This window comes from Pseudoroseomonas ludipueritiae (assembly GCF_014490445.1).
Lineage (GTDB): Bacteria > Pseudomonadota > Alphaproteobacteria > Acetobacterales > Acetobacteraceae > Pseudoroseomonas > Pseudoroseomonas ludipueritiae.
In genome coordinates this window covers 18,783-31,167 of sequence record NZ_JACTUZ010000042.1, presented here as the reverse complement: position 1 = coordinate 31,167, position 12,385 = coordinate 18,783, and the positions used below count along the sequence as shown (strand labels likewise).

The window sequence follows — 12,385 nt, the reverse complement described above, 5'->3', positions numbered from 1 at the left end:
CGGCGGCGGCGGCGGCGGCGGCGAGCGTGCGCCGGCCCGTCAGCCGCAGCGCAGCAGCGGCTGGGATGCGCCGAAGGGCGGCGGCAGCGACCTGGACGACGACATCCCCTTCTAAAGCCTGGGCCGCATCCATCATGCCGGATTAGCGTTGAGCCTCTGTCAGGAATGGCAGGGGCCACGCCCGTTTGCCTAAGGCACAGGAACCGTTTCCGCCGTGATCCTTTCCCGTGAACGCATCCGCCTGGGCGCGAGCCCGGGAGATAAGGAGGCTGCCATCCGGCAGGCCGCGCAGCTTCTCGTCGAAACCGGCGCCATCGAGCCCGGCTATGCCGAGAGCATGCTGCGGCGGGAGGGCGAGGCGGATACCTTCCTTGGCAATGGCATCGCCATCCCGCACGGGCAGCGGGGCGACCGCGGCATGATCGCCCAGACCGGCATCGCCGTGCTGCAGGTGCCAGGCGGCGTGCGCTGGAACGGCGATGACATCGTCTACCTCGTGGTGGCCATCGCGGCGCAGGGGGACGAGCACATCGCCGTGCTGCGCCGCCTGACGGAAGTGCTGGGCGAGGAACAACTCGCGCGGCATCTGGCCACCACCGCCGACGCGGCCGATATCCTGCGCGCATTGGACCCGGAGGCGCCGCTGCCACAGGCCGGGTCAGTCATGGCAGCCATGGCCGGGGGCGGGCTGAGCGCCGAGGTGCAGGCCCCGGCCGCGGCAGGGCTTCATGCCCGCCCGGCGCGAGCCGTGACGCAGCTCGCGAAGAGCTTCCGCTCCACCATCACGCTGGCTTTTGAGGGGCGCCGGGCGGATGCGCGCAGCATGATCGCATTGCTGCAACTGGGCGCCGGCCCAGGGGCGAAGCTGACCTTGACCGCCAATGGCCCGGATGCGGCGGCGGCCATGGTGGCGCTGCGGGCGGCCTTCGCCGAAGGACTGGGCGATGACGATGCCGAGCCAGCCGGGCCGGTGGATGCGCCCCCGCCCGTGCCGTCCCAGCCATTGCCGGCCGGGCCCGGTACCATCGCTGGCCTGCCTGCCAGCCCGGGTGTCGCTGTCGGCGTGCTGCACCGCTTCCGCTCGGAAGCGGCTGGCTTCGCCGAGACCGCCGCCGATGCCGCTGCCGAAACCGCCGCGCTCGATGCCGCCCTAGCCGCTACCCGGTCCGAGTTGCAGGACGTGGCGCGGGAGATGACATCGCGCATCGGCGCGAAGCATGCCGAGATCTTCGCCGCCCATGCCGAGTTCCTGGACGACCCAGAGCTGGTGGCGGAAGCCCATGCCGCCATTGCCCGGGGCGCTTCCGCCCCCGCCGCCTGGCGGGATGCCACTGAAGCACGCGCCGCCGCGCTCGCCAGCGTGGGGGATGCCCTGCTCGCCGCGCGTGCCATCGACCTGAAGGATGTGGCCCGCCGCGTGCTGCGCCAGATCGCCGGGCCGGGGCAGGAGGCTGTGGCGCTGCCGGACCGTGCGGTGGTGACGGCGGAGGATCTGACGCCCTCGGAAACCGCTAATCTGGACCCGACGAAAGTGGTGGGGATGGTCACGGCCGCGGGCGGGCCCACGGCGCATACCGCCATCCTGGCCCGTGCCATGGGCATTCCGGCTGTTGTCGCGGCCGGCGCGGCGGTGCTGGCGCTGCCGGATGGTACCCCGGTGGTGCTGGACGGCGACCGGGGCCATTTGCACCCGAATCCCGATGACATGGCCCTCTCCGCCGCCGAGGCCGCCATGGCGCGCGGCAAGGACCGGGCGGCCGCCGCGCGGCAGGCGGCCTTCCGCCCGGCCGTGACACGGGATGGCCACCGCATCGAGGTCGCCGCCAATGTGCGCCGGCCGGAGGAAGCCCTGGATGCCGTCGCCGCCGGAGCGGAGGGCACAGGGCTGGTGCGAAGCGAGTTCCTGTTCCACGACCGGGCCGAGCCACCTTCGGAGGAGGAGCAATTCGATCTCTACCGCCGCCTGGCGGAAGGCTTCGGCGGGCTGCCGGTGGTGCTGCGCACCCTGGATGCCGGTGGCGACAAACCGCTGCGCTTCGTGAAGCACCCGGTGGAAGCCAATCCCTTTCTGGGCTTGCGTGGGCTGCGGCTTTCGCTGGCGGAGCCGGAACTCTTCCGCACCCAGGTGCGCGCGGCGCTGCGGGCGGCGCGGCATGGCGACATCAAGCTGATGCTGCCCATGGTGGATGGGCTGGATGACCTGCGCGCGGCCCGTGTGCTGATCGAGAAGGAACGCGCCGCGCTGGATGCCCCCAGGATCGAAGTGGGCATCATGGTGGAAGTGCCTTCGGCTGCCGTGATGGCTGACCAGTTGGCGGAAGAGGCGGATTTCTTCTCCATCGGCACGAACGACCTGACGCAATACACCCTGGCTGTGGACCGCCTGCATCCCACCATGGGCGCGCGGTCCGATGCGCTGGATCCAGGCGTGCTGCGCTTGATCGACATGACAGTGCGCGCCGCCCATGCGCGCGACCGCTGGGTCGGCGTCTGCGGCAACATGGCGGCCGACGCAATGGCGGCGCCGATCCTGCTGGGGCTGGGGGTGGATGAACTCTCCGTCTCCATCCCTAATGTGGCGGCGCTGAAGGCGCAGATCCGGGCATTGAGCATGGCCAAGGCCGCCCAGGTGGCGCGGCAGGCGTTGAGCTGTGGCACGGCGGCCGAGGTTCGCATGCTGCCTGGCCTGCTGGAACTCGCCGATGCCGCCTGATGCCGCCACACCGCGCATCGCCACGGTGACGCTGAGCCCCGCACTGGACCTGACGATCCGGATGCCCCGGCTGCAGGCGGGCGAGGTGAACCGCACTGGCCCGGCCGAGCTGCGGCCGGCAGGGAAGGGCGTGAATGTCGCGGTGATGCTCTCGGTGCTGGGGGAGCCTTCCCTGGCTGCCGCGTTACTGGGCGAGGGCGATGTCGCCGCTTTCGAGGCTTTCCTGCGGCCTTTCGGCATTGCCAGTGAATTCGTGCCGCTGCCGGGCCGATGCCGCATCAACGTCAAGTTGGTGGAAACCGAAGCAGGGCAGGTGACAGACATCAACCCGGCTGGGCCACAGGCTTCCGGTGAAGCCTTGCGGCAAATTGCGGCGCGCCTGGCAGCCCGTGCGCCAGAGATCGTGGTGATGTCGGGCAGCCTGCCACCCGGGCTGCCGGTGGATGCCTGGGCCTCGCTGATGCAGGCGCTTGCCGCCGATGGCCGCAAGCTGCTGCTGGATACCAGCGGCCCCGCCCTGGAAGCCGCGCTGCCGGCCGGCCCGGCCCTGCTGAAGCCGAATCGCGCGGAACTCTCTGCCTTGCTGGGCCGGCCTCTGCCGGATCGTGCTGCCCTGATAGAGGGAGCACTGGAACTGCGGGCCCGGGGTGTCGAGCAGGTGGTGGTCTCCGATGGCGGCGCCGGTGCGCTCTTTGTCCTGCCGGACGCAACGCTCTGGGCCCGCCCGCCGAAGGTGGCGCTGACCACCACGGTGGGGGCGGGCGATGCCATGGTGGCGGGGCTCACCGCCGCCCTGGCCCGGGGGCTGGATGCCGAGGGCACGGCCCGGCTGGCCACCGGCTGCGCCGCCGCCGCTGTGTCCCGCGATGTCGGCGCGGCCGGGGGCGGGGTGCCGCTCCTGTCCGAGATCGAGCGGCTCGCCGCTGCGGCTGAGGTCACGCCGCTATGAGCATTCGTGCCCGTTCCACGCCTCCCGCCATGGATCACGCCGATGTCCGTTGAACCGTCTTCCGGCACGCCCCGGCTGCTCGGCGTCATTCGCCATCCTGCCAGTGCGCCCCATGCCGCCATGGCGGCCGAGGCGCTGCGCGACGCCGCCCGGCGCGCCGGCGTCGCGCTGGCCCTGGACACCGGTAACGAACCGGCGCCAGCCGGTGAAGTGGATGCCGTGCTGCTGGTGGGCGAGGCCCCTGAACCGGGGCAGCAGGGGCGTCCAGTTACGACAGTCACGGTCATTGATGCCATTCGCCGGCCGGAGCAGGTGCTTCGCCGCGCCTTGTCCCTCCCCGAAGTGGCCCCTCCCGAGCCTGCGGTTACGGTCCTTTCCACAACACCTTCGCCTGTGGTGCCACCCGAAGCGCCAGCAGCGTCGGCGGTGCCTGCGGGAGGCAAGAAGCTGGTAGCCATCACGGCCTGCCCCACCGGCATCGCCCATACCTTCATGGCGGCGGCCGCGCTGGAGAAAGGCGCGGCCAGGCTTGGCCACAGCATGCGGGTGGAAACCCAGGGCTCGGTTGGCGCCAAGAATGCCCTGACGCCCGAGGAGATCGCGGCTGCCGATGCGGTGGTGATCGCGGCCGATACCGGGGTGGATACCTCCCGCTTCGCGGGCAAGCGCCTGATCACGGTTGGCACGGGCGATGCGTTGAAGGATGCGTCGGGCTTGATCAACCGCGCCCTGGCCGCGGCACCGCTGGCAGGGGCTGCCCAGGCTTCCGGTGCACCGGCTCCGGCCAAGGCGACCCAGGCGCCCGGCGTCTACAAGCACCTGATGACCGGCGTGTCCTACATGATTCCGCTGGTGACAGCCGGCGGGCTTTGCATCGCGCTCTCCTTTGCCTTCGGTATCGAGGCTTTCAAGGTGCAGGGAAGCCTCCCAGCGGCCCTGTTCCAGATCGGCGCGCAATCGGCCCTGGCACTGATGGTGCCGGTGCTGGCGGCTTTCATTGCCTTCTCCATCGCCGATCGTCCCGGGCTGGCGCCGGGTTTCGTTGGCGGCGCGCTGGCCAATGCGGTGGGCGCGGGCTTTCTCGGGGGTATCGCGGCGGGCTTCCTGGCCGGTTACGTGGCGCGCTTCCTGCGCGACAGGCTGCCTTTCCCGGAGAGCCTGGAAGGGCTGAAGCCGGTGCTGGTCATCCCGCTTCTGGCCTCGCTGGTCACCGGCCTGCTGATGATCTACGTGCTGGGGACACCCATCGCGGCCGCCCTGGCCTGGCTGACGCAGTTCCTCCAGGGCATGGGTACTTCCAATGCCGTGCTGCTCGGCCTGCTGCTGGGGGCGATGATGGCAGCCGACATGGGCGGGCCGGTGAACAAGGCGGCCTATGCCTTCGGGGTCGGCCTGCTGGGGACGGAGACCTTCGCGCCCATGGCGGCCATCATGGCGGCCGGCATGACCCCGCCGCTGGGCGTTGCCCTGGCCACCTTCATCGCCCGCAACCGCTTCAGCCAGGAGGAGCGGGATGCCGGCAAGGCGGCGGCCGTTCTCGGAGCGGCCTTCATCACCGAGGGCGCCATTCCCTTCGCCGCGAAGGACCCGGTCCGGGTCATCCCCGCGCTGGTCGCTGGCTCGGCCCTGGCCGGGGGCTTGTCGATGTGGCTGGGCTGCACCCTGCGGGCGCCGCATGGCGGCATCTTCGTGGTCGGCATCCCGGGCGCGGTGGGCAATCCGCTCGGCTATCTGGTGGCCATCGTGGCTGGTGCGGTGGTCACCGGACTGGTTCTGGCGGTGCTCAAGCGCGGCTCGCCGGTGGCCGAGGTCCAGGCCTGAGCTGGGCATTCCTGGGCCAGGGCACGGATTTGGCTCCGGGCAGCGGCCATAGTATAAAGCAGGACGATTCCGGGAGGAGGCGGGAGGGGTTCGTCCCTCCCGGCCTCCATGCCCGCTGCCAATAGGAAGACTAAGTGAGCGACAGCGACAACGGCTCCGTCCCGCCGGAAGACAGCATCCCGTCGCCCGAAGGCCAGATGCCGATCGCGATCGAGGAGGAGATGCGCAGCTCCTACCTCGCTTACGCGATGAGCGTGATCGTCTCCCGCGCCCTGCCGGATGCGCGGGACGGGTTGAAGCCGGTGCACCGGCGCATCCTGTTCTCGATGAACGAGAACGGCTTCACCAACGACAAGCCCTACAAGAAGTCGGCCCGCGTCGTCGGCGACGTGATGGGTAAGTATCACCCGCACGGCGACAGCGCGATCTATGACGCCATGGTCCGCATGGCGCAGACCTTCTCGCTGCGCGTGCCGCTGATCGATGGCCAGGGCAATTTCGGCTCCATGGACGGCGATCCGCCGGCGGCCATGCGCTACACCGAGGCCCGCCTCGCCAAGTCCGCGACGGCCCTGCTGGAGGGGATCGACGAGGATACGATCGATTTCCAGCCCAACTACGACGAAAGCGCGGATGAGCCGCGCGTGCTGCCGGCTGCCTTCCCCAACCTGCTGGTGAATGGCGCCAACGGCATCGCCGTCGGCATGGCGACGAACATCCCGCCGCACAACCCGAACGAAGTCATCGACGCGACGCTGAAGCTGATCGCGGAGCCGGACACGTCGCTGGATGATTTGATGAAGATCATCCCCGGGCCGGATTTCCCGACGGGCGCGCTGATCATCGGCCGCAGCGGCATCCGCTCCGCCTTCGAGACAGGGCGCGGTTCCATCGTGCTGCGCGCCCGCGCCGAGGTGGAGGAGATGCGCGGCGGCCGCGGCTGCATCGCGATCTCCGAGATCCCGTATCAGGTCAACAAGTCCTCGCTGATCGAGCGCATCGCCGACCTCGTGCGCACCAAGCAGCTTGAGGGCATCAGCGACCTGCGGGACGAGAGCGACCGCTCCGGCCTGCGCATCGTGATCGAGCTGAAGAAGGATGCGACGCCGGAGGTGGTGCTGAACCACCTCTATCGCTACACGCAGCTTCAGACCTCCGTCGCCGTCAACATGCTGGCGCTGGATGAGGGCCGCCCCGTGCAGATGGGGCTGATCCACGCGCTGAAGGCCTTCATCAAGTTCCGTGAGGAAGTGATCCTCCGCCGCTCCCGCTTCCGGCTGGGCAAGGCACGGGACCGCGGGCACCTGCTGATCGGCCTGTCCATCGCCGTCGCGAATATCGACGAGGTCATCAAGCTGATCCGCGAGAGCAGCGATGCCGCAGCCGCGCGGGCCGCACTGATGGCGCGGGACTGGCCAGCGGGCGACATCGCGCCGCTGCTGGCGCTGGTGGACGATGCCGGCAACCAGGTGGTCAACGAAACCGTCCGCCTGACGGAAGCCCAGGCGCGTGGCATCCTGGAACTGCGCCTGCACCGCCTGACCGGGCTGGAGCAGGAGAAGATCACCGCCGAGCTGGACGAGGTCGCCGGCCGCATCCGCGAGCTGCTGGAAATCCTCTCTTCCCATCCGCGCCGCATGGAGTTGATGAGCGAGGAGCTGCTCGCCGTGCGCGGCCAGATCGCCTCCTCCCGCCTTTCCGAGATCGTGGACGGCATTGCCGACCAGGATGACGAGAGCCTGGTGGAGCCCGGCCTGATGGTCGTGACCCTGACGCGCGATGGCTACGTGAAGCGCACGCCGCTGGACGTGTTCCGCGCCCAGAACCGGGGCGGTCGCGGACGCAGCGCGGCGGGGACGCGGCAGGACGACGTGGTGGTGCGCTCCTTCAACGCGCATACCCACCAGTGGGTGCTGTTCTTCACCAGCCGGGGCATCGCCTTCCGGGAGAAGGTCTGGAAGCTGCCGGAGGCTGGGCCCACCGCGCGTGGCCGCTCGCTCCGTCAGTTGCTGCAGTTGCAGGAGAAGGAAGGCGTCACCGCCGTGCTGCCGCTGCCGCAGGACGAAAGCCTGTGGGAGAACCTGCACCTGGTCTTCGCCACGGCGCAGGGCAATGTGCGCCGCAACCGGCTCTCCGACTTCAAGAACGTCCGCTCCTCCGGCCTCATCGCCATGAAGCTGGACGAGGGCGACAGCCTGATCGGCGTCTCGACCTGCCGCGAGGGCGACGACGTGCTGCTGGCGACCCGCCAGGGCCGCGCCATCCGCTTCATCGCCGATGTTGAAACGCTACGCGTCTTCGCGGGGCGCGACTCCACGGGCGTACGGGGCATCAAGCTGGGCCAGCAGGGAGATGAGGTAATCGCCCTGTCCGTGCTGCGCCATGTCGAGGCCACGCCGGATGAGCGTGCCGCCTACCTGAAGCTGGCGGCCCAGAAGCGCCGCAACGGCAGCGACGAGGCCGAATCCCCGGCGGAGATCGAGGAGGAAACCGAGGCTTCCGGCGACATCGCCCTGCCGGCCGAGAAGGCGGCGGAGATGGAGGATGCCGAGGAAATCCTGCTGACGGTCACGGACGGCGGCTTCGGCAAGCGCAGCTCGGCCTATGAGTACCGCGTCTCCGGCCGTGGCGGGCAGGGCATCGCCAATATCACGCTGACCCAGCGCACGGGCCGCGAGGTGGTGACCACCTTCCCGGTGCGCAGCGGCGATGACGTGATGCTGGTGACCGACAATGGCCGCCTGATCCGCATGCCGGTGGACCAGGTCCGCATCACCGGCCGCTCCTCCATGGGCGTCACGCTGCTGCGCCTCAATGACGGTGAGCGGGTGACCTCCTGCTTCACCGTGGTTGAGGAGCAGGGCGTGGATGAGGCGGACAGCACCGATGGCTGAGCCGCACCCGCGCCTGAGGGCAGGGGTCTACCCCGGCACCTTCGACCCGGTGACCAATGGGCACCTGGACATCATCCACCGGGCCGCGCGCATCCTGGACCGGCTGGTGATCGGCGTGGCCAAGAACATCGGCAAGGGACCGCTTTTTCCGCTGGAGGAGCGGGTGGAGCTGGTGCGTGCCGAGGCTGAGATTATCGCGGCGCAGACCGGCACCATCATCGAAGTCGTGCCCTTCGAAAGCCTGCTGGTCTCCTTCGCGCGCGAGGTTGACGCGCAGGTGATCGTCCGCGGGCTGCGCGCCGTGACCGATTTCGACTACGAATTCCAAATGGCGGGCATGAACCGCCGGCTGGACCCGGAGATCGAATTGCTCTTCCTGATGGCCAGCGAAGGCAACCATTTCATCTCCTCCCGTTTCGTGAAGGAGATCGCGCGGCTGGGAGGTGACATCTCCACCTTCGTGCCGCGCCTCACGTTGCAACGCACGCTGGAGCGTGTGCGGCAGCACCCAGGAGAATGAACACGCGCATGCAGCGACGCACTCTTCTCGCCAGCACCATCGCCGCCACGGGGATCATGATGACCGATACCAACGACGCCGCCGCCCAGGGCACGGTCGACAAGGAAAACACGCTCTACCTCGACCTGAAGGATGGCCGCGTCACCATCCAGCTGCTGCCCGAGCTGGCGCCGAAGCATGTGGAGCGCATCAAGACCCTGGTGCGCCAGGGCTTCTATGACGGCACGCCCTTCCACCGCGTGATCGAGGGCTTCATGGCCCAGGGCGGTGACCCGACTGGCACCGGCACGGGTGGCAGCCAGCTTCCCGATCTTCCCGCCGAGTTCAGCCCGCCGGCCAAGGCGCGCTACCTGCGCGGCACCTGCGGCATGGCACGCACGATGAACCCGAACTCGGCCAACAGCCAGTTCTTCATCATGTTTGCTCCGGCGCCGAGCCTGGATGGCCAGTACACCATCTGGGGCCGCGTGACCTCCGGCATGGACGTGGTAGACAAGATCAAGCGCGGCCAGGGCAGCAGCGGCATGGTGCCGGCGCCCGCCGATAAGCTGATCAAGGCGCAGATCGCCGCCGACGCCGCCTGAGGCTTTTCTGAAGCCTCCGGCTTGACAGAAGGCCGATGCGAGGGTTTCTCCCCCGCATCGGCCTGCTTCATTTGTGCCCGTAGCTCAGCCGGTAGAGCACGTGACTTTTAATCATGGGGTCCTGGGTTCGAGTCCCAGCGGGCACATTCCCTTTGCATTCCCGCCATCAGGCCGCAACGCTCGCGCCTCACCTCCATTATCACCGTAACCCGCCAGTGATGGCGCGCTCGGTGGAGGTTCGCGATGGGTTGGGACTGGCTACCCTCAGCGCTTGATCTGGCGCGGTTTCAGTTCGCCTTCACCGTCTCCTTCCACTTCCTGTTTCCGGCCTTCACCATCGGGCTCGCCAGCTTCCTGGCGGTGCTGGAAGGGCTGTGGCTCTACACGGGCCGCCCGCATTACCTCGACCTCTTCCGCTACTGGCTGAAGGTCTTCGCGATTGCCTTCGCCATGGGCGTCGTCTCCGGCGTGGTGATGTCCTACCAGTTCGGCACCAACTGGGCCCGCTTCTCGGACCATGTCGGCAATGTCCTCGGCCCGATCATGGCCTATGAGGTGCTGACGGCTTTTTTCCTGGAAGCCGGCTTCCTCGGCATCATGCTCTTTGGGCTGGAGCGGGTCGGGAAGAAGCTGCACTTCCTGGCGACGCTGCTGGTGGCCGCCGGAACGCTCTTCTCCTCCTTCTGGATCCTGTCGGCCAATTCCTGGATGCACACGCCGGCCGGCTACAGCGTCGCCCCCGATGGCCGCTTCATGCCAGAGGACTGGTGGGCGACTGTCTTCAACCCATCCTTCCCCTTCCGCCTGGCGCATACCGTCACCGCCGCCTACCTGACCACGGCCTTCATTGTCGGCGGCGTGGCGGCCTTCCACCTGTTGCGGGATGAGCGGAACCAGCGCACGCGCACCATGTTCTCCATGGCCATGTGGATGGCCGCCATCGTGGCGCCGATCCAGATCTTCATCGGCGACATGCATGGCCTGAACACGTTGGAGCACCAGCCGCAGAAGGTCGCCGCCATGGAGGGGCACTGGGAACGGCAGCGTGGCGCACCGCTGATCGTGCTGGGCCAGCCTGACATGGAGGCGGAGGAGACACGGGTGCTCTTCGAGATCCCGCGCCTTTCAGCCTTGATCCTGACCCATGAATGGAATGGCGAGACCCCGGGGCTGAAGGATGTGCCGCCCGACCAGCGCCCGACCAATGTGCCGCTGGTCTTCTGGTCCTTCCGCATCATGGTGGCCATCGGCACGCTGATGGCGCTGCTGGGTCTGGTATCGCTCTGGCTGCGCTGGCGCGGGCGGCTCTACACCACGCCGCTCTTTCACCGGGCGGCCGTTGCCATGGGGCCGGCCGGGTTGATCGCCGTCACCGCCGGCTGGATCACCACGGAAGCCGGGCGCCAGCCCTTCACCGTCTATAACCTGCTGCGTACGGCCGACAGCGTTTCTCCGCTTGAGGCGCCGGCGGTGGGTGCCTCGCTGCTGGGTTTCATCCTGGTGTATTTCATCGTCTTCGGCGCCGGCACCCTCTATATCTTCAAGCTCTTTTCCCATCCGCCGCATGAGGCTGAGCACGGCCCGGAGGATGCCGAGCCCATCCGCACGGCCGGTATTACCCCGGGCCCACCGCAGCTGCACCGCCGGGGCGAAGCCGACCCGCGGCCAGCCCAGCAGCGCCATTGAGGAAGGCCAGGACGATGGAAGAATCCCTGCCGCTCATCTGGGCCATCATCATCGCCGCCGCTGTGTTCCTCTATGTCTGCATGGACGGCTTCGATCTTGGCCTTGGCATCCTCTTTCCATGGTTCCAGGAGAAGGAGGAGCGGGATGTCATGGTGAATTCCGTGGCGCCGGTTTGGGATGGCAACGAGACATGGCTGGTGATGGGGGGAGGCGGGCTCTTCGCGGTCTTTCCGCTGGCCTATGCCACCATCCTCCCCGCGCTCTACATGCCGCTGATCCTGATGCTGCTGGCGCTCATCTTCCGTGGCGTCTCCTTCGAGATGCGCTTCAAGGCAGGGACCACGAGCGGCCAGACCTGGTGGGACCGTGCCTTTAGCTGGGGCAGCTACCTCGCCACGTTCTGCCAGGGCATTGCCCTGGGCGCGCTGGTGCAGGGCATCAAGGTGGAGAACCGCAGCTATGCCGGCGGCTGGTGGGACTGGCTGACCCCGTTCTCGCTGCTGACGGGCTTGGCGCTGGTGATCGGCTATGGGCTGCTCGGCGCCTGCTGGCTGATCTGGCGCAGTGAGGGTGATATCGCCGCCAAGGCGCGGCGCGTGGCGCGGGTGCTGGGCTTCGCGACGCTGGGCTGCATCGCCCTGGTCAGTCTGATCATGCCCTTCCTGCAACCTGCCTTCTACGAGCGCTGGTTCACCATGCCCTGGATGCTGCGCGCCGCCCCCGTGCCGCTGCTGGTCCTGTTGCTGGCCTGGCTCTTCTTCCGCGCCTTGCCGGCGACCGCGGCGCGGGAGGCCGCCGCGCCCCATGATCCCACCGGCCGCAGCTTCCGCTGGCGCGATGGCGTGCCTTTCCTTTGCGTGCTCGGCTGGTTCTTCCTCTCCTATACCGGGCTGGGCATCAGCCTCTGGCCCAACATCGTGCCGCCGGACATCACCATCTGGGAGGCGGCGGCCTCACCAGGCTCTCTGCTCTTCCTGCTGGTCGGCGCCGCGATCCTGATCCCGATCATTCTATGTTATACCGGCTATACCTACTGGCTCTTCCGCGGGAAGGTCCGGATCGGAGAGGGTTATCACTGATGCGTCGCCTGGGCTGGTTTCTGCTGCTTTGGCTGGTGGGCGTGGCCACGGTCGGCATGGTGGCCAGCCTGATCCGGCTGGTGATGCATGTGCCTTAGGTGGCTGGCGGCGCGGCGGCAGGAAGGCTAAGCACGGCGGC

The 12,385-nt window shown here is 68.4% G+C and carries 9 protein-coding genes and 1 tRNA gene; all 10 read left to right on the top strand.

The features are described 5' to 3' along the window. The first annotated feature begins 214 nt into the window (after positions 1–214). The 10 genes from ptsP to IBL25_RS11600 all read left to right on the top strand — a co-directional run bounded on the left by ptsP (position 215) and on the right by IBL25_RS11600 (position 12,344). Positions 215–2,713, top strand: coding sequence for a phosphoenolpyruvate--protein phosphotransferase (ptsP, locus tag IBL25_RS11645; protein ID WP_187778711.1), 2,499 nt, complete (start codon positions 215–217; stop codon positions 2,711–2,713). Further along, positions 2,703–3,662: a 1-phosphofructokinase family hexose kinase gene (locus IBL25_RS11640; protein ID WP_187778710.1), complete on the top strand. Its 960-nt coding sequence runs from the start codon at positions 2,703–2,705 to the stop codon at positions 3,660–3,662. Before ptsP ends, IBL25_RS11640 begins: the two co-directional genes overlap by 11 nt. Positions 3,663–3,704: 42 nt before the next feature. Continuing rightward, on the top strand, positions 3,705–5,483 hold the full coding sequence (locus IBL25_RS11635) for a fructose-specific PTS transporter subunit EIIC (protein ID WP_187778709.1): 1,779 nt from the start codon (positions 3,705–3,707) through the stop codon (positions 5,481–5,483). Positions 5,484–5,680: 197 nt separating this feature from the next. After that, on the top strand, positions 5,681–8,377 hold the full coding sequence (gene gyrA, locus IBL25_RS11630; protein ID WP_187778713.1) for a DNA gyrase subunit A: 2,697 nt from the start codon (positions 5,681–5,683) through the stop codon (positions 8,375–8,377). After that, a complete protein-coding gene (coaD, locus tag IBL25_RS11625) occupies positions 8,370–8,897 on the top strand; it encodes a pantetheine-phosphate adenylyltransferase (RefSeq protein ID WP_187778708.1) in 528 nt (175 codons plus the stop codon). The genes gyrA and coaD overlap by 8 nt, the downstream gene beginning before the upstream one ends. 8 nt (positions 8,898–8,905) lie before the next feature. Continuing rightward, a complete protein-coding gene (locus tag IBL25_RS11620; protein WP_187778707.1) occupies positions 8,906–9,481 on the top strand; it encodes a peptidylprolyl isomerase in 576 nt (191 codons plus the stop codon). A 73-nt stretch (positions 9,482–9,554) separates the two neighbouring features. Continuing rightward, positions 9,555–9,627 (top strand) — tRNA-Lys (locus IBL25_RS11615). 97 nt (positions 9,628–9,724) lie between these two features. After that, positions 9,725–11,167: a cytochrome ubiquinol oxidase subunit I gene (locus IBL25_RS11610; protein WP_187778706.1), complete on the top strand. Its 1,443-nt coding sequence runs from the start codon at positions 9,725–9,727 to the stop codon at positions 11,165–11,167. Between the two features lie 14 nt (positions 11,168–11,181). After that, complete coding sequence (gene cydB, locus IBL25_RS11605) at positions 11,182–12,246, top strand: cytochrome d ubiquinol oxidase subunit II (protein ID WP_187778705.1); 1,065 nt, start codon at positions 11,182–11,184, stop codon at positions 12,244–12,246. Next, entirely contained in the window at positions 12,246–12,344 is a 99-nt protein-coding gene (locus IBL25_RS11600) for a DUF2474 family protein (RefSeq protein WP_187778704.1), read from the top strand. Before cydB ends, IBL25_RS11600 begins: the two co-directional genes overlap by 1 nt. Positions 12,345–12,385 lie beyond the last annotated feature (41 nt).

Bases quoted from the DNA above. Each gene is read 5' to 3' on its own strand.
- cydB (WP_187778705.1), top strand. From the start codon at position 11,182: ATGGAAGAATCCCTGCCGCTCATCTGGGCCATCATCATCGCCGCCGCT.
- gyrA (WP_187778713.1), top strand. From the start codon at position 5,681: ATGCCGATCGCGATCGAGGAGGAGATGCGCAGCTCCTACCTCGCTTAC.
- IBL25_RS11620 (WP_187778707.1), top strand. From the start codon at position 8,906: ATGCAGCGACGCACTCTTCTCGCCAGCACCATCGCCGCCACGGGGATC.
- coaD (WP_187778708.1), top strand. From the start codon at position 8,370: ATGGCTGAGCCGCACCCGCGCCTGAGGGCAGGGGTCTACCCCGGCACC.
- IBL25_RS11635 (WP_187778709.1), top strand. From the start codon at position 3,705: ATGTCCGTTGAACCGTCTTCCGGCACGCCCCGGCTGCTCGGCGTCATT.
- IBL25_RS11640 (WP_187778710.1), top strand. From the start codon at position 2,703: ATGCCGCCTGATGCCGCCACACCGCGCATCGCCACGGTGACGCTGAGC.
- IBL25_RS11610 (WP_187778706.1), top strand. From the start codon at position 9,725: ATGGGTTGGGACTGGCTACCCTCAGCGCTTGATCTGGCGCGGTTTCAG.
- IBL25_RS11600 (WP_187778704.1), top strand. From the start codon at position 12,246: ATGCGTCGCCTGGGCTGGTTTCTGCTGCTTTGGCTGGTGGGCGTGGCC.